This is a genomic window from Nocardioides ferulae, from assembly GCF_003660455.1.
In the GTDB taxonomy this organism is placed as follows: Bacteria; Actinomycetota; Actinomycetes; order Propionibacteriales; family Nocardioidaceae; genus Nocardioides; species Nocardioides ferulae.
In genome coordinates, this window is the sequence record NZ_QZVR01000034.1 from 1 (window position 1) to 25,350 (window position 25,350).

Annotated in this window: 20 protein-coding genes; 13 read left to right on the forward strand and 7 right to left on the reverse strand. The window is 70.7% G+C overall.

What is annotated here, in order from left to right; translation table 11 throughout:
* Positions 1 to 2,134, forward strand: a 2,134-nt coding sequence (locus D6B71_RS21740) for a DUF11 domain-containing protein (protein WP_164519777.1), incomplete at its 5' end; no start/stop codon positions are given.
* A gap of 15 nt (positions 2,135 to 2,149) precedes the next feature.
* On the opposite strand, the gene D6B71_RS21745 is transcribed toward D6B71_RS21740, so the two are convergent.
* Positions 2,150 to 3,685 carry a hypothetical protein gene (locus D6B71_RS21745; protein ID WP_126688342.1) on the reverse strand — a complete coding sequence of 512 codons (1,536 nt, stop codon included), beginning with the start codon at positions 3,683 to 3,685 and terminating at the stop codon, positions 2,150 to 2,152.
* A 402-nt stretch (positions 3,686 to 4,087) separates the two neighbouring features.
* Between D6B71_RS21745 and D6B71_RS21750 the strand changes: the two genes are divergently transcribed.
* Positions 4,088 to 5,542, forward strand: a complete 1,455-nt coding sequence (locus D6B71_RS21750) for a sugar transferase (RefSeq protein ID WP_206051912.1) — start codon at positions 4,088 to 4,090, stop codon at positions 5,540 to 5,542.
* A 467-nt stretch (positions 5,543 to 6,009) separates the two neighbouring features.
* On the opposite strand, the gene D6B71_RS21755 is transcribed toward D6B71_RS21750, so the two are convergent.
* On the reverse strand, positions 6,010 to 7,758 hold the full coding sequence (locus D6B71_RS21755) for a DUF4012 domain-containing protein (RefSeq protein WP_121258910.1): 1,749 nt from the start codon (positions 7,756 to 7,758) through the stop codon (positions 6,010 to 6,012).
* Between the two features lie 264 nt (positions 7,759 to 8,022).
* On the opposite strand from D6B71_RS21755, the gene D6B71_RS22980 reads away from it, so the two are divergent.
* From D6B71_RS22980 to rfbB, 3 genes are all read left to right on the forward strand, one after another.
* On the forward strand, positions 8,023 to 8,199 hold the full coding sequence (locus tag D6B71_RS22980) for a hypothetical protein (protein WP_164519778.1): 177 nt from the start codon (positions 8,023 to 8,025) through the stop codon (positions 8,197 to 8,199).
* Positions 8,200 to 8,427: 228 nt separating this feature from the next.
* Positions 8,428 to 9,885, forward strand: a complete 1,458-nt coding sequence (locus D6B71_RS21760; RefSeq protein WP_121258911.1) for a sugar transferase — start codon at positions 8,428 to 8,430, stop codon at positions 9,883 to 9,885.
* Between the two features lie 13 nt (positions 9,886 to 9,898).
* A complete protein-coding gene (rfbB, locus tag D6B71_RS21765) occupies positions 9,899 to 10,897 on the forward strand; it encodes a dTDP-glucose 4,6-dehydratase (RefSeq protein WP_121258912.1) in 999 nt (332 codons plus the stop codon).
* On the opposite strand, the gene D6B71_RS21770 is transcribed toward rfbB, so the two are convergent.
* The 3 genes from D6B71_RS21770 to D6B71_RS21780 form a co-directional block, all read right to left on the reverse strand.
* On the reverse strand, positions 10,898 to 11,179 hold the full coding sequence (locus D6B71_RS21770; protein ID WP_164519779.1) for a DUF2516 family protein: 282 nt from the start codon (positions 11,177 to 11,179) through the stop codon (positions 10,898 to 10,900). It abuts the gene before it with no gap.
* Positions 11,180 to 11,440: 261 nt separating this feature from the next.
* Complete coding sequence (locus D6B71_RS23230) at positions 11,441 to 12,142, reverse strand: hypothetical protein (RefSeq protein WP_206051913.1); 702 nt, start codon at positions 12,140 to 12,142, stop codon at positions 11,441 to 11,443.
* A gap of 60 nt (positions 12,143 to 12,202) precedes the next feature.
* Complete coding sequence (locus D6B71_RS21780) at positions 12,203 to 12,595, reverse strand: helix-turn-helix domain-containing protein (protein ID WP_121258914.1); 393 nt, start codon at positions 12,593 to 12,595, stop codon at positions 12,203 to 12,205.
* A 254-nt stretch (positions 12,596 to 12,849) separates the two neighbouring features.
* Here D6B71_RS21780 and manA point away from each other — a divergent pair, with 254 nt between their 5' ends.
* Complete coding sequence (manA, locus tag D6B71_RS21785; RefSeq protein WP_164519780.1) at positions 12,850 to 14,097, forward strand: mannose-6-phosphate isomerase, class I; 1,248 nt, start codon at positions 12,850 to 12,852, stop codon at positions 14,095 to 14,097.
* Positions 14,098 to 14,171: 74 nt separating this feature from the next.
* Here the strand turns inward: manA and gmd are convergent, their stop codons facing one another.
* Positions 14,172 to 15,200: a GDP-mannose 4,6-dehydratase gene (gene gmd / locus D6B71_RS21790; protein ID WP_121258916.1), complete on the reverse strand. Its 1,029-nt coding sequence runs from the start codon at positions 15,198 to 15,200 to the stop codon at positions 14,172 to 14,174.
* Positions 15,201 to 15,430: 230 nt separating this feature from the next.
* Between gmd and D6B71_RS21795 the strand changes: the two genes are divergently transcribed.
* Positions 15,431 to 15,781 (forward strand): GIY-YIG nuclease family protein, encoded by a 351-nt coding sequence (locus D6B71_RS21795; RefSeq protein WP_121258924.1) that lies wholly within the window; start codon positions 15,431 to 15,433, stop codon positions 15,779 to 15,781.
* A 37-nt stretch (positions 15,782 to 15,818) separates the two neighbouring features.
* On the opposite strand, the gene D6B71_RS21800 is transcribed toward D6B71_RS21795, so the two are convergent.
* Complete coding sequence (locus tag D6B71_RS21800; RefSeq protein WP_121258917.1) at positions 15,819 to 16,778, reverse strand: asparaginase; 960 nt, start codon at positions 16,776 to 16,778, stop codon at positions 15,819 to 15,821.
* Positions 16,779 to 16,818: 40 nt separating this feature from the next.
* Between D6B71_RS21800 and cysC the strand changes: the two genes are divergently transcribed.
* The 6 genes from cysC to D6B71_RS22985 all read left to right on the forward strand — a co-directional run bounded on the left by cysC (position 16,819) and on the right by D6B71_RS22985 (position 25,087).
* Entirely contained in the window at positions 16,819 to 18,813 is a 1,995-nt protein-coding gene (gene cysC, locus D6B71_RS21805; RefSeq protein WP_206051914.1) for an adenylyl-sulfate kinase, read from the forward strand.
* Positions 18,810 to 19,823, forward strand: a complete 1,014-nt coding sequence (locus D6B71_RS21810) for a sulfite exporter TauE/SafE family protein (RefSeq protein ID WP_121258918.1) — start codon at positions 18,810 to 18,812, stop codon at positions 19,821 to 19,823. The genes cysC and D6B71_RS21810 overlap by 4 nt, the downstream gene beginning before the upstream one ends.
* Positions 19,824 to 19,859: 36 nt before the next feature.
* Positions 19,860 to 21,284, forward strand: a complete 1,425-nt coding sequence (locus D6B71_RS21815) for a tyrosine-protein kinase domain-containing protein (RefSeq protein ID WP_121258919.1) — start codon at positions 19,860 to 19,862, stop codon at positions 21,282 to 21,284.
* Positions 21,285 to 21,359: 75 nt separating this feature from the next.
* Positions 21,360 to 22,274: a sulfate adenylyltransferase subunit CysD gene (gene cysD / locus D6B71_RS21820; RefSeq protein WP_121258920.1), complete on the forward strand. Its 915-nt coding sequence runs from the start codon at positions 21,360 to 21,362 to the stop codon at positions 22,272 to 22,274.
* A complete protein-coding gene (cysN, locus tag D6B71_RS21825; protein WP_121258921.1) occupies positions 22,274 to 23,605 on the forward strand; it encodes a sulfate adenylyltransferase subunit CysN in 1,332 nt (443 codons plus the stop codon). The genes cysD and cysN overlap by 1 nt, the downstream gene beginning before the upstream one ends.
* 603 nt (positions 23,606 to 24,208) lie before the next feature.
* Positions 24,209 to 25,087, forward strand: a complete 879-nt coding sequence (locus tag D6B71_RS22985; protein WP_164519781.1) for a hypothetical protein — start codon at positions 24,209 to 24,211, stop codon at positions 25,085 to 25,087.
* Positions 25,088 to 25,350 lie beyond the last annotated feature (263 nt).

The following is a 25,350-nucleotide window of genomic DNA, read 5'->3' on the forward strand; positions in this document are numbered from 1 at the left end:
CACCGGCCTCGCCAACACCACCCTCGACGCCACCAACACCACCGGACCCCGCACCATCGTGGTGGCCTTCGCCCGGTCCGGCGTCGACCCGGTGCCGCCGACGGTGACCTGCGAGCCGTTCCCGACGACCTGGTCGGCGGAGAACCGGACGACGACCTGCACGGCGTCCGACGCCGGGGTCGGGCTGCGCGACCCCGCCGACGCGAGCTTCACGATCAGCACCACGGTGCCGGCCGGCCAGGAGAGCGCGAACGCGGTCGCGACGAGGCAGGTCTGCGACCTGGCCGACAACTGCGCGACGGCCGAGGTGTCCGGTGCGAAGGTCGACCGGGCGGCCCCGCGGGTCGTCTTCACCCCGGCCAGCGGCGCCGAGGTGGCACCCGGCGAGGAGCTGACGCTCGACTACACCTGTGTCGACGGCGGCTCTGGGGTCGCCACCTGCGCCGGTCCGGACTCGAGCGGCACGAGGCTCGACACCGACACGGTCGGTGACCACGCGGTCGTGGTGACCACCACCGACGAGCTCGGCAACGAGCGCGAGGCGACGTTCCACTACCGGGTGGTCGAGGAGACTCCGCCGCCGGGCGACGACCGGCCGGCCGACCTCTCCCTGAGCGGCCGGATCGACCCGAGCGTCGCGCTCGCCGGCGACACGGTCAGCTACTCGCTCACCGCGACCAACCGGCCGGGCGCCGGCCCGGCTCGCGACGTGACCGTCACCAGCACGCTTCCGGCCGGCGTCACCTTCACGGCGGCAACACCCGGAGAGACGGAACCCTGCACCGCCGACGGCTCCACGGTCACCTGCGAGCTCGGCGCCATCGCCGCCGGCGAGACCCGCACGGCGACGATCCGCGCCACCGTCGACCCGATCCCGATGGTCACCGACCCGAACACCGCCCACCAGATCCTCGAGCAGAAGGCCGAGGTCGACCTGCGGGTGGAGAGCGGCACCAGCCGCACCGGCACGGTCAGCTGCCCGACCGGCTACCTGGCGACCGACGGCGGCGTCCGGCTCGACGCCGTCGACCAGGGCGGTGACGTCGCCAAGACCGCGGTGGAGCAGAGCACGGCCACCGAGGACGGCACCGGCTGGACCGCCACCCTGCGCAACGACAACCCCGGCGCCGCGCTGGCGAAGGTCACCGTGGCCTGCCTGGCCCGGGTGACCGTCACCGGTCAGCACGCCCACGAGCTGGTCACCGAGCCGCAGGCCGAGCCCGCGGTCGCGCTGACCCCCGGCGAGAACACCGTGGACCTGACCTGCCCGACCGGCCAGACGGCGTACGCCCCGTCGTACCGCTTCACCGCCGGCTCCGGCGTCGTCCGCACCTCGCGGGCCACGCCGACCGGGTGGCGATTCGTCGTCGACGCACCCGCGGCGGCCACCGCCGACTTCGGCATCGGCTGTCTGTCACCGCGCACCAGCGCCGCCGAGGGGCATGTGCACCAGGTCGGCATCGAGCAGCGCGACGCGCGCGTCACCGTGCCCGCGGGCGCGACGGTCGAGGAGACCGTGACCTGCGCCGACCAGGCGAAGGGCATCACCGCGTCGGTGAGCACGCCGGCCGGGCTGCTCTACCGGGGCAGCGACCCGCGGGCGAAGATCCGGGCGTTCCGGTTCACGAACCCGACCGGGGAGGCGCTGACCGCCGACGTGGGCCTGACCTGCGTCGACATCCGCACCAGCGGCGAGCCGACCACCCGGCGCCTGGCGTTCTCCGCGCAGGTCGGGTCGGCGAGCCGCGAGGCGAACCCGCGCGACAACAGCACGAGCACCGAGGTCACGGCGTACGGCGACGGGTGGGCCACCGCGCCCACGTCGGCGGTCGCGGTGCAACGGGCCGGGCGGAGCGTGGTGGTGGCGGCCGAGCTGCGCTGCACCACCGACTGCACCGCGACCGCTCGGCTGGTGGCGACCAGTCGACTGCGCGGCACGCCCGTGCGATCCGGGTCGACGTTGGCCCGCGGTGCCGCCGAGCTGCTCGGGGGCACCGCTACCGCGGTCGAGCTGTCGGTCGGCAGCCGCGTCGCCAAGGCGGTCGCCTCCGGCAAGGTCCGCCGCGCGAAGCTGGTGGTGACCAGCAACGACGGGGCGAGCTTCACCCGGACGGTGCGGCTCTCCGCAGGCTGACCGGCGGCTCCGGGCTCAGCCGAGGCCGGGCTGCAGCGACCCGCTCACCGGCGATCCGGGCAGGTGGGGCACGGCCGGCAGGTCCGGCAGCCCGGAGAGGTCGATCGGCAGCGGCAGCTCGACCTCGATGGGACCGCTGGGCAGCTGCGGGTCGACGGTGACGCTGACGCCGCCCTCGCCGAGGTCGACGTCGAGCAGGCCGGAGTCGCCCTCGCTCCCCGCTGGCGGGGCGGGGTCGGTCGGGGCCGGCGTGGGCTCGGTGGGCGTCGGCGAGGTGGGCCCGCCGTCGGTGGTGGGTGCGTCGGGGCCGCTCCCGCCGTCGCCGTTGCCGGACCCGCCCGATCCGGGCTGGCCACCGCCCACGGCGCCCGACCCGTTGCCGGACGCCGACCCGGCGCCGTCGGCGGCACCACCAGCACCGCCGGCACCGCCACGCCGCCCGGCCTGCCGCGCCGCGTCACGCGGGCCGGTCGCATCGCCTGCTCGCGTGCGCCCCGTCGCGGAGCCGGACTCCCCCGCCGGTCGGACCACCGCTCCCGGCGCCGGTGGCAGCGTCTGCGGGTCGACGGGGTGGATGGTGCCGGGGGTGGCCAGCAGCAGCGCGATCGAGCCGGCGCCGACCAGCGAGAACGACCCGCCGGCGCGCAGGGTGCGCGGGCGCCGCGCGGATCGGTGCGAGGGGACCGCACCGGGCCGGTCGGCGCTGTGCCGGCGCACGAGCCGGACCCGCCGGGGCCGGGCGGCGAGGTAGCCGTCGGTGAGCGGGCCGAGCACAGGCCGGGCCAGGGTGCGGGCGAGGTCGCGGTCGAGCCCGAGCAGCGCCACGGTCAGCGGCCGGCAGGCGGCGCAGTCGTGGCCGTGCTCGGTCAGCCCGGTGGCCTGCTCGCGGCTGAGGTGAGCGGGCGGGGAGAACCGGAACAGCTCGGCCCAGCGGCGGCAGTCCGCTCCGGCGCCGACCGGGTGCTCGAGGGCGACCCGGCGACGCAGCGAGGCGTACGCCGACTCGAGGGCGTCGGCGATCTCCTCGCCGTCGGTCTGGAGCAGGGTCGCGATCCGTCCGGGGCGGTCGCCCTCGACCTCGCGGTGCCACAGCGCGATGCGCGCGGCGGCGGGGAGTGCGGCGTACCCGCGCCACAGCGGCTCGTCGAGCGGCAGCGCGGGCACCTCGCCGCGCAGGTGGGTGGCGAGCAGTGCGGCGCGGAACGGCAGCAGCGGGTGGGGGGTGGCGCGCAGCCACACGGCGGCGGCGCGGCCGGCGCGGGCGAGGGAGTCGACGGTGACGTCGGCGCCGGCGCGCTCGAGGGCGCCGCGGTGCCGCTGCACGAGGGTCAGGAGAGCGTCGTCGTCGCCGGTGCGGACCCGGTCGACCAGCTCGACCTCCCCGGTGGACCCGGTCGTCGCGCCGCCCCCGTCGGTCGAGCCTGCCCCGTCGGTCGAGCCGCGAGGAGCGCCAGCGACGAGCGAGTCGAGACCCGGTGCCGGACGCAGGGCATGCCGCCCTCCCGTCACACCGTGACTCCCCTGCGGCTGCACCACTCGGTCCTGACTCACGCGCTGCCTCTCGCCGATCCTGCGCGCGCGGGCGCCGGCCTCCGAGACCGGCCGCCCCGCCCCCGGGCGCGCGACATACCGAAGGTATGAACGAGACCGGACTAGACGGGTTACTGGTCATGACTAGTCCGACCCCAGTGGTCCAGACCAGGACTCGCCCGTCGATTGCCGGCCCGTGCTGACCAGCCGAGCCCGCGCCCCCGGCGTACCCCCGAGCGGCCGACCTCGTTGAGAGCCACGGCAGGGCATCTCGGGAGCCCTGCCCTCGGACCCACCCCGGCGGCCCTCTCGGATGAACGCCAGGCGAACGGTGCCGTAACTCACACGGCCGAACGCGGTTGGCACCTCCGGAGGGAGACACGACGCCGACCGAAGGCCGAGGGTCACCATGCAGGACAGCCGATGACGATCCTGGCGCAGCGCCGGGTGCGGCTCTTCGCGAGCCCGCCGAGCCGGATGCTGCGACAGTTGCCGAAGCTCACGCTCGCGGTCGACGCGACGGTGGTGGGCGGGGCGACGCTGCTCGCCGCGCTGGGCCGTGACCTGCTGCCGCTCTTCGACGGCGGCCGGGCGGTGACCGCGGACCTGACGCTGGTGGGGCCGGCGATCGTGCTGATCTGGCTGGCGGCGCTGACGCTGGGCGGCGCCTATCGGGTCGACATGTTCGGGGCGGGCACCGAGGAGTTCCGGCGGGTGCTGCACGCGACGCTGTTCACCGGCGGGCTGGTGGCGGTGGGCACGTTCTTCGCGAAGTACCCGCTCTCCCGGGGGTTCTACTTCCTGCTGTTCGCGGTGGGGGTGCCGGCGCTGCTGCTGGGCCGCTACGCGCTGCGGCGGGCGCTGCACCAGGCGCGTCGGCACGGCCGGGTGCAGCACCGGGTGCTGATCGCCGGCGACCCGGCGCACGTCGACGAGGTGGCGGCGGTGCTGCGGCGGGAGCGGTGGCTGGGCTACCGGGTGGTGGGGGCGGCGACGCCGACGCTCGAGCTGGAGGAGACCCGGGCGGGGGTGCCGGTGGTGGGCGACTGCGGCGACATCACCGCGGTGGTCCGCGAGCAGGCCGCCGACGTGGTGTTCTTCGCCAGCGGCGCGCTGACCTCGGCGGCGCAGATGCGGCGGATCGCCTGGGATCTGGAGGAGGACGACGTGCAGGTGGTCGTCGCGCCGACGGTCACCGACGTCTCCGGGGAGCGGGTGCGGGTGCGGCCGGTGGGCGGGCTGCCGCTGGTGCACATCGACGCGCCCAGGTCGACCGACGCCTCGCGCTGGGGCAAGCGGCTCTTCGACGTGGTGGGCGCGACGGCGCTACTGGTGGTCGCCGCGCCGCTGCTGGCGGTCTCGGCGCTGTGGATCAAGCTGCACGACGGTGGTCCGGTGCTGTTCCGGCAGCTGCGCATCGGCCGCGGCGGCGAGGAGTTCGGCTGCCTGAAGCTCCGCACGATGGTCGTCGACGCCGAGGCCCGGCTCGCCGAGCTGCACGCCGCGACCGGCCACACCGAGGGGCTGTTCAAGCTCAAGGACGACCCGCGCATCACCGGCCCGGGGCGTTGGCTGCGCCGCTTCTCCCTCGACGAGCTGCCGCAGCTGGTCAACGTGCTGCGCGGCGACATGAGCCTGGTCGGCCCGCGCCCGCCGCTGCCGCAGGAGGTCGCGGCGTACGAGCCCGACACGGTACGCCGACTGCGGGTGCGGCCCGGCCTCACCGGCCTGTGGCAGGTCTCGGGCCGCTCGGACCTGTCGTGGTCGGAGGCGATCCGGCTGGACCTCTACTACGTCGACAACTGGTCGATGCTGCAGGACCTGTCGATCCTGGTGAAGACCGTTGGGGCGGTGCTGCAGCGCCGCGGCGCCTACTGACCCGACCCGCCGTCAGGGCCCCGACGCCCCCGCGTGAAAGCTGCTGCGGCAGGCGCACTGCCAGCCATGGTCTTCAACCTGCTCCGCACACTGCACGCGCGTCTGCTGTCCCCCGAGAGCCTGCTTCACCCGACGAAGCTTGGACGGCGCGACGCGGTACGTGTGACCGCACCTCGGGCACTTCTGCCCGAGGTTCACCCCCGTCGTACTCATGGGTGAATCGTAAAGACGTTTCTATCGGCCAGCGCCGGATCGACCTGAGAACTTCGCGCGGTCTAGTTCTGCGACGGACACCACAACAGGTCCAGATCCGCTGGTCGAGCCCAGACGGTGGTCGAGCCTGTCGAGACCCACCGCTGGTCGAGCCGCCCCCGGTGGTCGAGCCGCGAGGAGCGCTGGCGACGACGCGAGTCGAGACCCCCGCACCCAAGGCAGGGCGCTGCCGCTCACATCCCGCGAAGGAACACTCACCCGCAGGCGCTCGCCACCGTCCGCGACTCACTGCCCGCAGCAATCCCCGGCGTGGCGGTGAGCCGCGGGTTCCCGCCCTGCCCCTCGCCGGTGGTCATCGTCCACTCGAGGTCGTCGTGCTCGCCGGGGCCGATGTCGAGGAACGTCGTGTAGACCGGCCGCCCGTCGTGGTCGATGATCGTGGCGTCGGGGTTGGGCTCGCCGTTGAGCGCGATCCGCTTGATCTCCCCGCCCACGGGCCCGTAGAGCCGCACGACGACGGTCTGCCGACCGGGGTCGGTGCCGAAGACACCGCCGCCGGTGATGTAGGGCGGCAGGTCGGCGGCGTCCTTCGGTGCGGTCGAGGTGAGCGTGGCGTGGCCGGTGAGTCCCTGCCGGCCGTCCTGGCAGTAGGTCGCGTCGAGCTGCACGTCGTAGCGCAGGAAGTAGGACATCTTCGAGCCGGTGGCGTCGTTGACATAGAAGCCGACCTGCGGGGCGGCGTCGGGGTCGGTGATCAGCTCGCCGGCGACCTCGGTGCCGGCCAGCTCGCCCTGCTCGGTCTCATCGAAGGAGTGCACGAGCATCCGCCCCTCCCCCGCGGCTCGGGAGAGCGCGTCGACCAACGCCGAGGGCGACCCGACGCCGCCGGAGAGCCGGTCGAAGAGGGTGCGGGCGACCTCGGCGAACCAGAGGTCCTGCTTCGCGGGGTCGGGCTCGCGCAGATAGATGCCGTGCAGCAGCTCGTCGACGGCGTTCTCGGCGGTGAGGGTGACCTCGCCGATGTCGATCGGGCCGGTGGCCTCGAGCAGGTAGGCGAGGCTGACGGTGTCGAGCATCAGCACGCCGTCGAGCTCGTGGTCGAACTCCTGCTCCCAGCGGGTGCGCATCAGGTCGGCGGTGCGCGGAAAGTCGGGGGTGAAGTTGGCGTCGAGGAAGTAGCGGCCGAGCTGGTCGCCGTAGATCTCGCGCTCGCCGTCGGTGAGCGGCAGCACCGGCTCGGGGGTCTCGCCGAACTGCCCGCCGGTGGCCTGTTGGGTCATCTCGATGGCGCCATCGGTGACCTCGAGCAGGGCGGCGGCGCCGGGGAGCCCGCCGGTGGTGCGAATCTCGGCGTTGTTCTGGAAGACCAGCAGATACTGCTTAGGCTCGTCGGCGCCGAGCATGGTCGGCAGCACGGCGAGTGCGGTGTCGGCGGAAGTCAGCGCCCGGCTGGCGTCGGTGACCATGTCGGTGAGCTTGCGGTACGGCGTCCGCAGCCGCTCGTCGAAGCCGCCGGAGTCGGGCTCGGCGAGGCGTTCGGCGGCGTCGGCGAAGGCGGCCTGGCCGTTGCCGACCGGCTGCCGCAGCTCGCGCACCGCGGCCACCGGCACCCGGCCGTTGCGGGGCAGCAGGCCCTCGAGGTCGGTGGAGGCGGTGACCAGTCCGGGCAGCCCGTCGCGACTGAGGTCGGCGACCACAGAGCTGGCCACGGCGACGCCTTCGGCGTCGTCGCCGAAGACCGGGAGATGTTCGAGCAGGCCCCACAGGGTGCCGGACGTGGAGTCGGCGGCTGCCTCGGAGTGCCGCTGCAGGTCGTCGAGGGCGTCCCGGGCGGTGGCCTCGTCGCCGGCGGAGACGGCGGCCTTGAGCCGCTCGCCGTCGTCGGCAACGGCGTCCAACTCCTTCGAGACGCCGTAGGCGACCCAGGCGGCATAGCCGGCCAGCACGAGCACGACGCCCACGACGAGGAGCAGCAGGACGCGCCAGGCCCGGGAGGTCAGCATGGCCGAAACCCTAGCGACCACCGGTCACTCCGCCGGGAACCCGCATGCGCGCGCTGGTCGAGCCGGTCGGTGGTCGAGCCGGTCGGTGCTCGATCCCACCGCTGGTCGAGCCGCGAGGAGCGCCAGCGACGAAGCGAGTCGAGACCCGGTGAGCTGCGCAGGGCAGCAACCACCACCAAGCCCCACCCCCATCTAGACCTGCTTCAACCCTCCCCCACCCCCGCCGATAACCAAGACGACACCGCCTCCCGAACAGGCCCACCGATGACGACGCTGGACCCCATCACGGCCTTCGACGACCTCATCGACCTCTCCGGCGAGCCCAGCGACTCCCTGCTCACCCCGTTCGAGGCCTGGTGCGAGGCCCACTCGATCGACCCGGACGCCCCGTTGGCCTGGGGTTACTATCGACGGAGCCTGGACAAACCACCCACCCGCTGAAGTGATGTGGGCAGTCACTCGAGGGGACTGCGATGCCGGATCGAGCGCGAGCCACCCGCATCCCCGGCCGCCCTGCCCTGGCAACCCGGCTACCGACCTCTGCCGCCGTTCACGTAACCGGAACCACACCGACATCGTTCACGCCACGAGTCAGCAGAGACTACGGTGGGCCCGGCTCATTCGGAGCCGTGACGTGAGATGCCGGGGGGCACGGATGCGAGTGGGCACATGACGATCTTGTCCGACAGGCGAGCAGGGCTGTTCACGGGCTCTCCGAGCCGCACCCTGCACTTTCTCCCCTCGACCGCGCTGGTCCTCGACGGCCTCGTCGTCGCCGCATCTGCAGGGTTGGCCGCCTTCGGCCGCGACCGTCTGCCGATGTTCCACGCGGGCTCCGACATCACCAGCAGTCTGGACGCTGTCGGCCCCCTGATCGTGCTCGGCTGGTTGCTGTCGCTCGGCATCGCGGGCAGCTACCGGATGAGCCTCTTCGGCGCCGGCACCGACGAATACAAGCGGGTTGCCACAGCCAGCCTGTTCACGGCCGGCTTGGTCGGCGTCGCCTCCTACCTCGCCAAGTACGACTTGTCGCGCGGCTTCTACTTCCTGCTCTTCGGGATCGGCCTCCCGGCCGTGGTCCTAGGTCGCTACGCGCTGCGCGACGCACTGCACCGGCTCCGCCGGCACGGCCGACTTCAGCACCGCGTGCTGATCGCGGGCTCGCCTTCCCACATCGACGAGGTCGCAGCGGTGCTCCGTCGAGAGAGCTGGCTGGGCTACCGGGTGGTCGGCTCGCTTACGCCCGCTCACTTCACCGATGAGGAGACCAGCAGCGGCATCCCCGTGCTGGGCAACTCCGACGACGTCACCGCTGCTGTCCGCGAGCACGGCGCCGACATCGTCTTCTTCGCAGGTGGGGCACTCACCTCTGCCAACCAGATGCGCCGGATTGCATGGGACCTCGAGCACGAGGACGTCCAGGTCGTGGTGGCTCCGAGCGTCACCGACGTGTCCGGGGAGCGCGTGCGGATCCGTCCGGTCGGCGGGCTCCCGCTGATGCATATCGATGCTCCCCGCGCCACGGACGCCTCCCGCTGGGGAAAGCGGTTGTTCGACATCGTCGGCTCAGCAGCCCTCCTCGTCGTCGCCAGTCCGCTCTTCTTGTTTGCCGGTCTCTGGATCCTGATTCACGACCGTGGGCCGGTGCTGTTCAAGCAGGAGCGCATCGGCCGAGGCGGCCGCGAGTTCGCCTGCCTGAAGTTCCGCTCAATGGTGGTCAACGCCGAGGAGCTACTGGCTGAGCTGCACGAACAAGCCGGCTACGACGAGGGCCTGTTCAAGATGAAGGACGACCCACGAATCACCCGCCCGGGGCGCTGGCTGCGCCGCTTCTCCCTCGACGAGCTCCCCCAGTTGGTCAACGTGCTGCGCGGCGACATGAGCCTGGTCGGCCCCCGCCCGCCACTCCCCCTCGAGGTCGCGAAGTACGAGGGCGACACCGCGCGGCGCCTCCGTGTCCGCCCGGGCATGACCGGCCTGTGGCAGGTGTCGGGACGCTCGGACCTGTCGTGGACCGAGGCCATCCGCCTCGACCTCTACTACGTCGACAACTGGTCGATGCTCCAGGACCTGTCGATCCTGACCAAGACTCTCGGGGCGGTGCTGCGGCGCCGAGGGGCCTACTGACAGGCTCGGTCAGGTGAGGCGTCTCCTGGTCACCGGCGGTGCCGGGTTCGTCGGGGTCCACTTGGTGCAGCACGCCGTGGAGCACTCGGACTGCCAGGTGACGGTGCTCGACAAGCTCACCTACGCCGCCAGCCCGGAGGCGCTCACCGCTCTGCCGCCCGATCGGATGCGGCTCGTGGTCGGCGACGTCGCCGACGCGATGATGGTTGACGGGCTGGTCGCCTCCCACGACGCGGTGGTCCATCTCGCCGCGGAGTCGCACAACGACAACTCGCTTCAGGATCCGTCGGCGTTCGTAGAGACGAACCTGGTGGGCACGTTCACGCTTCTCGAGGCCGTCCGTCGGCACGGCGTCCGCCTGCACCACGTGTCCACCGACGAGGTCTACGGCGACCTGCCGCTCGACTCGCCGGATCGGTTCACCGAGTCCTCTCCCTACCGCCCGAGCAGCCCCTACTCCGCGACGAAGGCGGGCGCCGACCACCTGGTGCGAGCCTGGATCCGCAGCTACGGGATCCCCGCCACGATCTCGAACAGCTCGAACAACTACGGTCCCTGGCAGCACATCGAGAAGTTCATCCCCCGACAGATCACCAACCTTCTCGACGGCCGTCAACCGAAGCTCTATGGCAACGGACAGCAGATTCGCGACTGGCTCCACGTCTCCGACCACGCCTCGGCGATCTGGGCGATCCTCGGGCAAGGACGGCTAGGTGAGACCTACCTGGTCGGGGCCGACGGCGAGCAGACCAACCTCGAAGTCGTTCGCACGATCCTCGCCCACCTCGTGCGCGAGGATCTCGACGTCGACCTCGTGGCCGACCGCGTGGGGCACGATCAGCGCTACGCCATCGACTCGGCCAAACTGCGCGTCGAGCTCGGCTGGCGACCACTGTTCAACGACTTCGAGGCTGGCCTAGCCGACACCATCGACTGGTACGCCGCGAACGAGTCGTGGTGGCGACCGGCGAAGGAGCGCGCCGAGGCGGAGTATGCCGCGCGCGGGCAGTGATTACCGCCGCCGCAGCCCCTTCATCGCCGGCCGCACGTCGGCCAGGTAGACGAACGCGGCGACGGTGAAGATCAGGCTGATCAGGAACGACCCGATCGAGATGATCGAGAGCACCGCCCCGAGGCCGAGCAGGATGGTCCAGGTGGGCTTGGTCAACTTGCCGGCGGCCTCGTAGGACTCCTTGGAGAAGGTCAGGCTGCTGCCGAAGGCGAAGAACTTCACGGCCAGCAGCACGACGTTGACCAGGGAGACGATCCAGAACTGGACCTCGAACACGTTCACTCGCCCCAGCCTACGGGGTCGCCTCGCTGGTCGAGCTTGCCGAGACCCCGCACCGTTGGTCGAGCCGCACCGGTGGTCGAGCTTGCCGAGACCTCCCACCGTTGGTCGAGCCGCGAAGGCGCGCTAGCGCCTGCTGCGAGTCGAGACCCCCGCACCCGCCCACCTCCGCAACCATCCACCAACCACAAGGACCCCCGGCGCCGCCGGGGGTCCTCGCAGTTCTTAGAACAGCGTCAGCTGCCCGTCATCGGGGTCGTGCAGTCAGTCGCCGACCTTCTTGGCGGCGTCGGTGGCGGCCTCGGTGGCTGCGGCGGCGGTCTTCTTGGCCGCGGTGGTGGTGGCCTTGGCGCTGCTGCGCGGCGTCGATGTCGCCTTCTTGGCGGTGCCGGTGGTCTTCTTCGCCGCCGACTTGGTGGTCTTCTTCGCGGTGGTGGCGGTCGACTTGGTCGCCTTCGCACTCTGGGTGCGGGTGGTCTTGGCCTTGGCGGTGGTCGTCTTGGCCGAGGTCACGGTGGCCTTGGTCGACTGCTGGCGGCGGATCCGAGCGACGAGGGTCTCGCCGCGCTTGGCCAGGTCGGCGTAGGTGTCGCCCACGGTGGAGACGTTCTCCTCGAGCGCGGTCTGCATGCGGGTCGGGATCTCGCGGGCCTCGTCCTGCAGCTCGGCGACGCGGGCCTCGATCGCCTTGCGGCGCACCTTGGCCTCCTTGGTGATGGCGTCGACGCGCTCGTTGAACGCCGTGGTGACCTGCTTGCGCAGGGCGTCGGGCTCGAGGTCGACCTTCTTGACCGACTTCTGCACGTCCTCGAGGCGGGTCTCGACGTCGTGGCGGACGCCGGTGAGGCGCTTCTGCACGTCGGCGACGTAGTCGCGGACGACCTCCACGGCCCGGTCGGCCACGCCGACTCCGGCGTAGAGAGGCCGGGTGGCCTCGATCTTGATGTCGAACTTGGCCTTGGCCATGTCACTCACTCCTTGGTTGGGTCATACATCGGGTGGGCCCGGGGCGCCGGGCCGGAGGTCCTACTGCTCGTCGGCGCCGCTGCGGCCGGCGTTCATCGCCAGGAACGACGAGTAGACGTCGAGCAGTGACTGCTTCTGGCGCTCGGTGAGGTCGGGGTCGTGGAGCACCGCGAGCTCGACGGTGGTCACCGTCGAGGGGTCGGGGCTGACGATCCCGGCCCGCACGTAGAGCTGGTCGGCGGAGACCTGCAGGGCCTTGGCGAGCTGTTGGAGCACCTCGGCCGAGGGCTTGCGCAGACCGCGTTCGATCTGGCTGAGGTAGGGGTTGGAGACGCCGGTCAGCTCGGCGAGCTGACGCAGCGAGAGCTGCGCGCTGGTGCGCTGCTCCCGGAGGTACTCCCCCAGGGACTCGACCGTCTTGCCGACGGTCTTCCCCACCACTCCCTTGGCCATACCCCCACTGTGCTAGCCCCTGCTAGCAGTTGCAAGCATCCGGGGCGTGACTCCGTTCACAGTTCCCCTGACGCGCTGTGTCCACACCCCTACGCTGGTCGATGCCCGCACCGCCGGTCGAGGCTTGCTCGGTGGTCGAGGTTGCCGAGACCCTCGCCGTCGAGCCGCGAAGGCGCGCTAGCGCCTGCTGCGAGTCGAGACCCCGGAAGACGGAAACGAACCCCAGCCACAGCCCCACCAACCGAAGGGACGCGATGTACCGCCTCACGTGCGCCACCCGCCCCTACGCCTGGGGCTCCCGCACCCACCTCCCCCGCTTCCGCGACGAGGAGCCTGGCGATGGACCGCAAGCGGAGATGTGGATCGGCGCGCACCCGGGCGACCCGTCGCTGCTGCCTGACGGAACCCGCCTCGACGACCGGATCCGCGAGCACCCGCTGGCCACCGTCGGCCCGGCATCCGCGGAGCTGTTCGGCCCGCGCCTGCCGTTCCTGGTCAAGGCCCTGGCCGCGGCGGAGCCGCTGTCGCTGCAGGTGCACCCGACCAGCGAGCGCGCAAGGATCGGGTACGCCGAGGAGGAGGCCGCGGGCATCCCCCTGGGCGCCCCGAACCGGCGCTACCAGGACCCGTTCCACAAGCCGGAGCTGATCTACGCCCTCACCCGCTTCGAGGGGATGGCCGGCTTCCGCGACACCGAGAAGTCCGCGGCGATCCTGCGCCTGTTCGGCCTGCCGTGGGCCGACGAACTGTCGTGGCGGCTGGAGGACGGCCCGGCCTACCAGACCCTGCACGCGGTGGTCGCCGAGATGCTGGCGATGTCCGGCGATCCGCTGCGCGACCTGATCGCTCAGCTCGGTGACGCAGCGGTGCGCGCCGAGGAGCGCAGCCACTCGACGCGGATGCCGTCGGGGCGCCGCTACCGCGAGCGCACCAGTGTTGAACGTGAGGGCACCCGGGTGTTCGCGCAGACCGCGGCGCTGGCGAAGCGCTACCCCGACGACCCCGGCGTGCTGGTGACCTTGCTGCTCAACCACGTTGTGCTGGCACCGGGCGAGGCAATGTTCCTCGACGCCGGCGTGGTGCACGCCTACACCAGCGGTTTCGGGGTGGAGGTGATGGCCTCCTCCGACAACGTGGTGCGCGCGGGCCTGACCCCGAAGTACGTCGATGTTCCCGAGCTGCTCGACATCGCAAGCTTCACCCCGATCCCGCCGCCGCTGTGGGAGCCGACGCTGGTCCGACGCGGGGTGCTCTGCTTCGACCCACCGGTCACCGAGTTCGCGCTGTTCGTCGTCGAGCCACCCGAGGGGGAGCTGGTCGAGCAGCTGGCCGACACCGGCCCCCGCACGGTCCTGGCCCTGGACGGCACGGTCACCGTGCATACCGCGGCCGGCAGCTCGGAGATCTCGCGTGGCCATGCCCTCTTCCTGGGCGACGCGGATGGTCCGGTCACCCTGTCCGGTCAGGGCCGAGTGGCACTCGCCACCGTTCCCGCGCACTGACCGGACAACCGCTCGTCGAGCCGCGAGGAGCGCAGCGACGCAGCGAGTCGAGACCCCGCAACCGAGGCAGGGCCTCAGCCACCCACCTTCGGCCGGTCGATCCACGGCTCCCCTTCATGCCCGACCGCGGCGATGTCGGCGTCGACCATGATCTTCACCAGTTCCTGCGTGTGCACGGTCGCCTCCCAGCCCAGCTCACGCTTGACCAGGCCGGCGTCACCGATCAGGAGCGACTCGCGGGTCGGGCGGATGTAGCGCTCGTCGCAGCGCACGTGCTTCTCCCAGTCGAGCCCGGCGTGGTCGAACGCGGCGACAACGAAGTCCCGCACCGAGAAGCTGGTGCCGGTGGCGATCACGTAGTCGCACGGCTGGTCGGCCTGCAGCATCCGCCACATCGCGTCGACGTACTCCGGGGCGTAGCCCCAGTCGCGAGTCACGTCGAGGTTGCCGAGGTAGAGGTAGTCCTCCAGTCCGGCCTGGATCCGCGCGACCGCCCGGCTGATCTTGCGGGTCACGTAGGTTTCGCCGCGCCGGGGCGACTCGTGGTTGAACGCGATGCCGTTGACCGCGAACATCCCGTAGCCCTCGCGATAGGTCACCGTTGCCCAGTGCGCGTGCAGCTTCGCTGCCCCGTAGGGCGTGCGGGGGCGGAAGGGGCTGGCCTCCGACTGCGGCACGTCTGCATCGGGGCCGAACATCGCCGAGCTGGAGGCTTGATAGAAGCGGCAGTCGACACCGGAGAGCCGGACCGCTTCGAGCAGCCGGACCGCGCCGACCGCCGTGGTCTCGGCGGTGTGCTCGGGCTCGTCGAAGCTGCTGCCGACGTGGGACTGGCCGCCGAGGTTGTAGACCTCGTGCGGCTGGATCTCGCGCAGCAGTGCGATCAGCCGAGCGGAGTCGGTGATCTCGCCGTAGTGCAGGAAGAGCCGGGTGCCCGGCTCGTGCGGGTCCTGGTAGAGGTGCTCGATGCGCGAGCTGTTGAACGTCGACGAACGTCGCCGCAGCCCGTGCACCTCGTAGCCCTTCTCCAGCAGCAGCTCGGCGAGGTAGGAGCCGTCCTGACCGGTGATCCCGGTGATCAGAGCACGCCGCGGGGTCGACATGGCTCCGAGAGTAGAGGCCGAAGGTCAACGACCGGTCCACCCGCGGGCAACACCCTGCCCACCCGATGGTTGCGTGATCCCGGCGGTCGAGGAGACCGTCGCTGCTTGAGGAGGTTGCGCAGCACGGCCCCGGTGGTTGAGGAGGTTGCGCAGCAACCGTCTCGAAACCACCATCCACAGCTCCCAGGCGCGAGGTGGCCGACTTGCGGCGCCATATGGACGCTGACCACATGGCCTGGACCTACATCGTCGAGTGCGCAGACGGCTCGTACTACGTCGGGAGCACCGTCAACCTCGAACGCCGTGTGTGGGAGCACAACCACGATCCATCCGGCGCGGCCTACACCCGACGCCGGCGACCGGTGCGGCTGGTGTGGTCCGCCCAGTGCGAGTCCGTGGCCGATGCCTTCGCCTACGAGAAGCAGATCCAGGGGTGGAGCCGGCGCAAGCGAGAGGCGCTGATCCGCGGAGAGTTCGAGTTGTTGCCCGGTCTGGCCCAGCGCCAGACGAGCTCCACGGACCGGTGGTTTCGAGACAGGCGCAGCGCGCCTTCCTCAACCACCGAGGACCCCGGTGGTTGAGGAGGTTGCGCTAGCAACCGTCTCGAAACCGCCGAACTCAGAAGCAGGCCCGCAGCTCCCCCACGACCCACCCACCACCGAGGATCTCGACCCGCCCGGTGCTGCGGACCGCCTCAGCGTCCACCCCTGCCTCGTCGAGCACGCCGCTGCGCCGCAGCGCCTCGGCCATGACCACGGGCCGCGCCCGGGCCGCGCCGTCGTCGATCTTCAGCGCGAACGACCGGCCGTCGGGCAACGCGACGGCGTAGACGCCCTCGGCGCCGGCCTTGCCGATGGCGCCGGGGATCGCGGTCAGCAGGGTCCGCTCGTCGCGGCGGGTGCCCGAGACCATCTCCGGGTGGCGGCGGATCGCGTCCGCGATCTTGGCCTCCGGTCCGTCGGTCGCCACCGCGAGCGCCCGGAAGGCCCGGGCCAGGCCGACCAGCGAGGTGCCGAGCAGCGGCGCGCCGCACCCGTCGATCGCGACGTGCGCGACCGGCTCGCCGGTCAGCTCGGCGAAGGTCTCCGCGATGGCGACCTGCAGCGGGTGGTCCGGCCGCAGGTAGGTCGTGGTGTCCCAGCCGCGGAGCACGCAGGTGGCGAGCATCCCAGCGTGCTTGCCGGAGCAGTTCATCGCCAGCGGCGAGCGGTCGCCGCCGGTCCGCAGCAGCGCCTCCTTCTCGGCGTCCTCCAGCGGCCAGTCCGGCGGGGTCTGCAGCGCCGACTCGTCGAGCCCGGCGTCGGCCAGGAGGCGCCGGACGCCGTCGAGGTGCATCGGCTCCCCGGAGTGCGACGCGCAGACCAGCGCGAGCAGGTCGTCGGGCAGCTCGAGTCCGTGCCGCACCATCGCGAGCGCCTGGATTGGCTTGTTGCTCGACCGCGGCAGCACCGCCCCGGTGACGTCGCCGACCGACCAGTCGACCGACCCGTCGGGCGCCAGCGCGACCACCGAGCCGCGATGGTGGCCCTCGACGAACCCGGAGCGGACGAGCTGGACGACGGGTTCGGGCTGCGGCACGAAATAAGACTATCCAGCCCAGGTTTGGCAGGATTGGCGCGTGCCGACCCCTCCCGCACCGCAGCACTGCCCCACGCCGCGCGAGCTCGACGACCTCGAGCTGCTCAGCATCGGCGCGCTCGCGCCGATCCGCGGCTTCGACGAACCGGGCAGCCCGGTGACGCTCACCCTGCCCGAGACCGTGGCCGCCGCGGCCGCCGAGGCCGGTGCGGTGGAGCTGGTCGACCCCGAGGGCCTGCCGCTGGCCCGGGTCAGCGTGCCCGGCGGCGAGGTCGACCCGCTGACGCACGCCCAGTTCGGGCCGTTCCGCGACCACTACCTCAGCCCCGCCCACGTGCGGGAGGCCTACGCCGGTCGCACGTTCGTGCCGGTCACCGACGCGCTCACCGAAGCCGACCTCGCCACGCTGCGCGGCGCCGGCCCGCTGGTGCTGCTCGCGCTGGTCGGCCACGGCACCCCGGCGATGTCGGCGGTCGGCCTGATCCGCGCCACCCTCGCCGCGGCCCGCCACCTGCCTGACGCGGAGGTGGTGGCGGTGCCACTGGCCTCCCATGGCGACCCGGAGACCGACCACGCGCTGGGAGTGCAGGTGGTCGCCAAATACGCCGGCCCTGACCCGGTCCTCGCCCTCCCCGACAACAGCGCTGGTCGAGCCGCGAGGAGCGCTAGCGACGATGCGAGTCGAGACCCCGCAACCACGGTGGTCGAGCCTGCCGAGACCTACCCCCCAGACATCGCCGAGATTGTCGACTTCGAGCGCCCGGCTTCTGACGAACAGGGCCTAGTCCTCTTCTTCACCGGCCTCTCGGGCAGCGGCAAGTCCACGCTGGCCCGCGCGCTGATGGACCGCCTCCTCGAGCAGGGCGCCCGCACGGTCACCAGCCTCGACGGCGACGTGGTGCGCCGCAACCTCTCCGCCGGGTTGACCTTCTCGAAGGAGGACAGGGAGACCAACATCCGGCGGATCGGCTGGGTGGCCGCCGAGATCTCCCGCCACGGCGGGGTCGCGGTCTGCAGCCCGATCGCACCCTTCGACGCCACCCGCCAGGACGTCCGCGCGATGGTCGAGACGGCCGGGGGCGCGTTCTTCCTGGTGCACGTCGCCACCCCACTGGAGGAGTGCGAGCGCCGCGACCGCAAGGGCCTCTACGCGAAGGCCCGACGCGGCGAGATCCCCGAGTTCACCGGCATCTCCTCCCCCTACGAGGAGCCCGACGACGCCGACGTGCGCGTCGACACCACCGGCCGCACCATCGACGACGCCCTCGCCGACGTCCTCGACGCTCTGCGCGAGGAGGGCTACCTCGACCTCACCGCGGGCCGAGGCGAGACCGCCACCGACGTGCCCACCGCTGGTCGAGCCGCGAGGAGCGCCAGCGACGATGCGAGTCGAGACCCCGCAAGAGAAGGCAGGGCGGCGACCGCCGCCGCAACTGCCCTCGGCGATTCACCCGCGCTCGAGCCTGTCCCGGTCCCCGTGCACAGCACCGCCGACCCGCTCCACGTCCTCTTCGTGTGCACCGCGAACATCTGCCGCTCCCCCTTCATGGAGCACCGCGCCCGCCAGCTCGCCGGCCCCGGCGCCCACCTCGAGTTCGCCAGCGCCGGCACCCACGGCTTCCGCGACCACGCGATGGACGACGTGATGGCGCAGGCACTCACCGCCCGCGGCGGCGACGCCACAGCGTTCCGCAGCCGGCCGCTCACCCCGGAGCTGCTCGACGCCGCCGATCTGGTGGTCACTGCCGAGTCGACCCATCGGGCGTTCATCCTCGACGAGCACCCCGCGACATTCCGCAAGGTGTTCACGCTCGGCCAGCTGGCCGAGGCGGTGAAGGCCGGCGACCCAGCTCTGTCGGGGCGTGAGCTGGTCGCCGCCGTCGGCAACCGCCGCGGAGCTGCCGACCCGGCGCTGGACGTCGCCGACCCCTACGCCCGCGGCCCGGAGGCCGCCGAGCGTGCCGCGGCCCACATCGACGACCTGCTGCGCGTCGTCGTCCCGGCGCTGGTCGGAACCGGGAGGATCACCGCATGAGTGAGCTGATCACCGTCGCCTTCTTCTCGATCATGGCGGCCGGGTTCGTGGTCGGCGTCGTGGTCGGGCTGACCGGCATGGGCGGCGGCGCGCTGATGACCCCGGCGCTGATCTTCCTCGGCGTCGGCGAGACGGCGGCGGTGGTCACCGCCGACCTCACCGCGGCCGCGGTCTACAAGACCGGCGGGGCGCTGGTGCACAAGCGCGAGGGCTCGCCGAACATGCAGTTGGCGAAGTGGCTGATCATCGGGTCGATCCCGATGGCGTTCGCCGGCCCCTACCTGGTCTCGTGGTTCGTCGACCCCGACGACATCGACGACACGCTCAAGCTGGCGATCGGGTTCGCGCTGCTGCTGGCCGCGGCCACCTATGCGCTGCGGCTCTACGTCAACCTGCTGCGGGTGCGTCGCGGTGGTCCGACCGGCAACCCGAACCCGCCGATCCGTCCCGTGCCCACACTGCTCGTGGGGGCGCTGGGGGGCCTGCTGGTCGGCATCACCAGCGTCGGGTCGGGCTCGGTGATCATGGTCGCCCTGCTGATGCTCTACCCCGGCCTGTCGGCGGTGAAGCTGGTCGGCACCGACCTGGTGCAGGCGGTGCCGCTGGTGCTCGCCGCGGCGATCGCGAACATCACCATCCACGGGCTCGACTGGGGGCTGACGATCCCGCTGATCATCGGCTCGGTGCCGGGCACGATCATCGGCTCGAAGCTGGCGCCCAAGGTGCCGCAGTCGTTCCTGCGGCGCGGCATCGTGATCGTGCTGACGATGTCGGCGATCGCGCTGCTCGACAAGGCCGGCTGGGCCCCGCTGGGCAAGGAGGAGACCCACCCGATGCTGGTCGCCGGCATCGGCCTGGCGCTGGTGGTGCTGATCCCGGTGGTCTGGGGCGTGATCCGCCGCACGACCGGATTGCCGATGTTCGGGGCGCCCACCGTGGCCGAGCTCGACAGCCTGGAGCCCTCCCGCCGTGCCGCCGCCGGTCGCGGCAACCGCCCGCGCAACGGTTAGGCTGCCCGCCAACGGCCGTTCGACTTAGGGGAATCCTTGGAGCTCCGCGACTACTGGCGCATCATCCAGCGCCGCTGGATGTTCATTCTCGGGACGCTGGTGGTGGTGATCGGCGCTGCGGCGGCCTACACCTTCACGGCGACCCCGAAGTACGCGTCGTCTGCCCGGCTGTTCGTCTCCACGAGCCAGTCCGACACCGCCCAGGCCTATCAGGGCAACCTGTTCGCCTCCGAGCGGGTGAACTCCTACGCCGACCTCGTCGGCAGCCGCGAGCTGGCCACCGTGGTGGGTCAGCGACTGGGGATGAGCGAGACCGCGATCGCGGAGCTGCCCGACCAGATCTCGGCGACCGCGGTGCCCGAGACCGTGATCCTCGAGCTCACCATCACCGACGTCGACGCCCGCGACGCCCAGACGATCGCGCAGGCCTACGTCGAGGAGCTGCAGGACCTGGTCCGCGAGCTCGAGACGCCGCCGGGCAAGACCGAGGCGCCGATCAAGGCGACCGTGGTCGACGACGCCTCCTACAGCGAGACCCCGGTCTCGCCGCAGCCGGTCCGCAACCTGGGCCTGGCCGGCGTCCTCGGCCTGCTGCTGGGGCTCGGGCTGGCGGTGCTGCGCGAGCTGCTCGACACCACGATCAAGACCCCCGAGCAGGCCTCGGAGTCGGGCGAGGCGCCGGTGCTGGGCACGATCGGCTACGACAGCCAGGCACCGAAGCGGCCGCTGGTCACCTCGCTCGACTCGCACGCGCCTCGCGCCGAGGCGTTCCGGGTGCTGCGCACGAACATGCAGTTCGTCGACGTGGACAAGGAGGGCGAGGGCCGGGTCTACGTGGTCACCAGCTCGGTGCCCACCGAGGGCAAGACGACGACCTCGGTCAACCTGGCGCTCACTTCGGCCCAGGCCGGGCTGAAGACCGTGCTGGTCGAGGCCGACCTGCGCCGCCCGCGCTCGGCGCAGGCGCTCGGCATGGACAACCAGATCGGCCTCACCACCACGCTGGTGGGCCGGGTCTCCCTCGACGACGCCCTGCAGAGCGACGACGCGACGGGCCTCTCGCTGCTGGCCAGCGGCGCGATCCCGCCGAACCCGGCCGAGCTGCTCCAGTCGCACGCCATGGCCGAGCTGCTGGCCGAGCTGCGCAGCCGCTTCGACCTGGTGATCATCGACGCCCCGCCGCTGCTGCCGGTCACCGACGCCGCGCTGATCTCGGCGCAGTCCGACGGCGCGGTGCTGATCGTGCGCCACGGCAAGACCACCAAGGACCAGCTCTCCCATGCCGTCGAGCGGCTCGACCAGGTCGGCGCGAAGGTGGTCGGCCTGGTGCTCAACATGGTGCCGAACCGGCGCGGGCTCGGCGGCTACGGCTACGGCTACGGGTACGGCTACGGCTACGCCCCGGACGCCGACCAGGCGAAGAGCGGCAAGCGCGGGAAGCACGGCAAGCCCGAGGCCTGAGCCGCCGATGAGCCTCAATCGCGGCCCACGGCTAGCATGTGGGCTGCTGTCTTCAGGAGAGGTCCCTTGTCACCCATGACGCAAACGCATGCCGACTACCAGCTGAGCCAGCTCGACCAGCTGGAAGCGGAGTCGATCCACATCTTCCGCGAGGTCGCGGCCGAGTTCGAGAAGCCCGTGCTGATGTTCTCGGGCGGCAAGGACTCGATCGTGATGCTCCGACTGGCGGAGAAGGCCTTCTACCCGGCCCGGATCCCGTTCCCGGTGCTGCAGGTCGACACCGGCTACGACTTCCCCGAGGTGCTGGCCACCCGCGACGCGTGGGTCAACCGCCTCGGCGTGCGGCTGGTGGTCGCCTCGGTCGAGGAGGCCATCAAGAACGGCATCGTCGTCGACGACGGCAAAACCAGCCGCAACCGGCTGCAGATCGGCACCCTGCTCAACGCGCTGGAGGAGGAGGGCTTCACCGCCGCCTTCGGTGGCGGCCGCCGCGACGAGGAGAAGGCCCGCGCCAAGGAGCGCGTCTACTCCCACCGCGACGAGTTCGGCCAGTGGGACCCGAAGATGCAGCGCCCCGAGCTGTGGAGCCTCTACAACGGCCGCATCCACGAGGGCGAGCACATGCGGATCTTCCCGCTCTCGAACTGGACCGAGCTCGACATCTGGCACTACATCGGCCGGGAGGGCATCGAGATCCCCTCGATCTACTTCTCCCACCAGCGCCGCGTCTTCGAGCGCGACGGCATGCTGCTCAGCGAATCGGAGTTCAACCCGCTGCGCGCCGGCGAGACCGTGCAGGAGCGCACGGTGCGGTTCCGCACGGTCGGCGACCTGACGCTGACCGGCTGCGTGGAGTCCGGCGCCGACACCATCGACAAGATCATCGACGAGATCGCCATCGCGCGCGTGACCGAGCGGGGCGCCACCCGTGGCGACGACCGGTTCTCCGAGGCCGCCATGGAGGACCGGAAGAAGGAAGGCTACTTCTGATGAACGACTCCACCACGGCGTCCTCCGCGGCGGCGCAGGGGCTGATCAAGTCCGAGCGGGCCGAGCAGACCCGCCACATGGACCTTCTCCGGTTCGCCACCGCCGGCTCCGTCGACGACGGCAAGTCGACGCTGATCGGGCGGCTTCTGCTCGACTCGAAGTCGATCTTCGAGGACCAGCTCGAGGCGGTCGAGGCCACCAGCCAGTCGAAGGGCTACGACTACACCGACCTGGCGCTGCTCACCGACGGGCTCCGCTCGGAGCGCGAGCAGGGCATCACGATCGACGTCGCCTACCGCTACTTCGCGACGCCGAACCGCAAGTTCATCATCGCCGACACCCCCGGCCACGTTCAGTACACCCGCAACATGGTCACCGGCGCCTCGACCGCCGACCTTGGGCTGGTGCTGGTCGACGCCCGCCAGGGCCTGACCGAGCAGTCGCGCCGCCACGCGGTGATCCTGTCGCTGCTGCGGGTGCCGCACCTGGTGCTCGCGGTGAACAAGATGGACCTCGTCGACTTCTCCGAGGACGTCTACAAGCAGATCCACGCCGAGTTCACGCAGTTCGCGACCAAGCTGAACATCCCCGACCTGCAGGTCATCCCGATCTCGGCGCTCAAGGGCGACAACGTCGTCAACCGGTCGGAGAACATGGACTGGTACGACGGCCCGTCGCTGATGCACCACCTCGAGAACGTGCACGTGGCCTCCGACCGCGACCTGGTCGACGTACGCTTCCCGGTGCAGTACGTCATCCGCCCGAAGTCGGATGAGTTCCACGACTACCGCGGCTACGCCGGGCAGGTCGCCGGCGGCGTGCTGAAGCCCGGAGACGAGGTCGTCGTGCTCCCCTCGGGGATGACCAGCAAGATCTCCAAGATCGACCTGTTTGACCAGGAGATCACCGAGGCCTTCCCGCCCATGAGCGTGACGGTGCACCTTGAGGACGACGTCGACGTCTCCCGCGGCGACATGATCGCCCGCGTGAACAACGCCCCCACGCCCTCCCAGGACATCGACGCGATGGTCTGCTGGATGACCAACGCACCCCTGCGGCCGCGGATGAAGCTGGCGATCAAGCACACCAGCCGCAGCGCCCGGGCACTGGTAAAGGACATCCAGTACCGCCTTGACGTCAACACCCTGCACCGTGACCAGGAGACCAAGGAGCTCGGCCTCAATGAGATCGGGCGCGTGCAACTGCGCACTACCGTGCCGCTGCTGTGCGACACGTACTCGAAGAACCGCGCGACAGGATCCTTCATCCTTATCGATGAGGCCACCGGCGTCACGGTCGGTGCCGGGATGATAAACAACACGCGTGCTTGACTCTTCTCCTTCGAGCCCTGGGCTGCGTACTCAACCACACCTGCGCCAGGCCACAAGGAAAGTGATGCCCGGGGCAGTCGCATCGGGTCTCAAACCGTCCGCCCTAGCCCGGACGGCTAAGAGGGACACATTGAGCCGTCTTCACCCGCGCCTCTCCAGAGGCCTGCGCGATCGCCTTGATGCCGAGTTACGGGTCGCTTGGCCTCGTTTGGCTGGGGTCCGTGACCACCCAGAGCCGGCAAGTCGCGCATGACGGGTTCGTCCGAGAGACGACTGGCGCCGCGACGGATGGGGGCACTTCTCGCGGTTACGGTCGTTGGAAGCTCAGTCCTGGGCCTGGTTCGCGATGCCCTCACCATTCGCTACTTGACTTTTGGGGCCGGGTCCGACGAGTTCTTTGTGGGTATGGCCTACATTACCGTGTTCTTTGGGCTCGCAGGCCAGGCGACCTACATCCCTATCGCCCTGAAGAGCGCTCGCCGGGCAAGGCGATTCCTTTGGGGCGCGACCAGTGTCTTTTCGGCGGCCTCGACCCTTACGCTCCTCGCAAAAGGGGCCCCCGCATGGTGGGCTTTGACCTTGGGCGCCGCACCTTACATCGGAATGGCGCTCACCATGCCCAAATACGTGCGCCTCATGCTTGGCGGACACGCCGCCAGAATTGGGCTTGTCCCCATTCTAGCAAATGTCATATACATTGCACTCTTATTCGCCTTCTTGAATCTCGGAGTCGACATATCGGGCGACGCGCTTAGTGGGCACTATGGGATCTCCCTCGGCGCGTCGCTGCTGCTACTCGGTCTTGGGGTTCCCGAACGGACCATCACGGAGGCCGAACCCCGCGGCACCAACACGTATCTCATCGTATGCACTGCCATGCAGTTGTACCCCCTGCTTGAGCGTCACGTCGGCAGCCAATTAGGCCAGGGGGCAAACACGCTCATCGCCGTAGGTCAGAAAATCGCCTCTGTCCCAGTGGGTGTACTTGGCTATGCGATCGCAACGGCAACCTTCATCACTATCGCGTCGGGACGTGCCCCCGCGAGGTCTCTGTCTGACACGCTTCGATCAGCTAGATTATGGGTCCAACTCCTTGTGCTGTCAGCGATGTTGGCCCTTGCGTCGGTGGTCGCCCTCTCCGTGGCACTCGCGCTCCCGTGGATTGGACCCCTCGTCGGAATCCCGGGCGACACACGGATGGACGAACGTGTCACGATCGCACTTTGCACCACCTCCGTTCCATTCGCCATTGCATTCGCAATAATCACACAGGAACTGCTGGCTGCCGGCTCTTTCCGACAATACAATGCGGTCTCAACTGTCTTCCTGATGACATTCGGCTTGGTCGCTATACTGGCCCTGACGTTTCAGGAAGCAGCCATACTCGCAGTTACGACGCCCGTTTCGTACCTGATCGCTTGTGCAGCCACGCTGTGCTTGCGCCAAAGCAGGCCTCCCACGGTTCCTGACTTTTCGGGGTGACAGCACCCCGAACCGTCCCGGGCACGGAACCCGGGGCGATCGAAACGTCGTGGTCGCCGACGCCGGGATGTTGTCCTCATCGAACCTGCGTGACCTCGACGAGGCCGGGTTGCGGCTCATCGTCGGCTCACGGGTGACCGAGGCACCCAAGGACCTGGAGTTGTCCGCGTACGACCTCATGTGTAGGTGCAGGTACGGGCTGAGGTGTTGGTCGGTCCCGGCGAGTTGAGTCCTTCCTCGCCCTGAGCGGGGTCACCCTTCGG

What these genes read in the sequence shown, in the direction of transcription:
- D6B71_RS21795 (WP_121258924.1), top strand. Translation starts at nt 15,431, where the DNA reads ATGGCCTGGACCTACATCGTCGAGTGCGCAGACGGCTCGTACTACGTC.
- manA (WP_164519780.1), top strand. Translation starts at nt 12,850, where the DNA reads ATGTACCGCCTCACGTGCGCCACCCGCCCCTACGCCTGGGGCTCCCGC.
- cysD (WP_121258920.1), top strand. Translation starts at nt 21,360, where the DNA reads ATGACGCAAACGCATGCCGACTACCAGCTGAGCCAGCTCGACCAGCTG.
- gmd (WP_121258916.1), bottom strand. Translation starts at nt 15,200, where the DNA reads ATGTCGACCCCGCGGCGTGCTCTGATCACCGGGATCACCGGTCAGGAC.
- D6B71_RS22985 (WP_164519781.1), top strand. Translation starts at nt 24,209, where the DNA reads ATGGCGCTCACCATGCCCAAATACGTGCGCCTCATGCTTGGCGGACAC.
- D6B71_RS23230 (WP_206051913.1), bottom strand. Translation starts at nt 12,142, where the DNA reads ATGGCCAAGGCCAAGTTCGACATCAAGATCGAGGCCACCCGGCCTCTC.
- D6B71_RS21780 (WP_121258914.1), bottom strand. Translation starts at nt 12,595, where the DNA reads ATGGCCAAGGGAGTGGTGGGGAAGACCGTCGGCAAGACGGTCGAGTCC.
- cysN (WP_121258921.1), top strand. Translation starts at nt 22,274, where the DNA reads ATGAACGACTCCACCACGGCGTCCTCCGCGGCGGCGCAGGGGCTGATC.
- D6B71_RS22980 (WP_164519778.1), top strand. Translation starts at nt 8,023, where the DNA reads ATGACGACGCTGGACCCCATCACGGCCTTCGACGACCTCATCGACCTC.
- D6B71_RS21760 (WP_121258911.1), top strand. Translation starts at nt 8,428, where the DNA reads ATGACGATCTTGTCCGACAGGCGAGCAGGGCTGTTCACGGGCTCTCCG.
- D6B71_RS21750 (WP_206051912.1), top strand. Translation starts at nt 4,088, where the DNA reads ATGACGATCCTGGCGCAGCGCCGGGTGCGGCTCTTCGCGAGCCCGCCG.
- D6B71_RS21810 (WP_121258918.1), top strand. Translation starts at nt 18,810, where the DNA reads ATGAGTGAGCTGATCACCGTCGCCTTCTTCTCGATCATGGCGGCCGGG.
- D6B71_RS21755 (WP_121258910.1), bottom strand. Translation starts at nt 7,758, where the DNA reads ATGCTGACCTCCCGGGCCTGGCGCGTCCTGCTGCTCCTCGTCGTGGGC.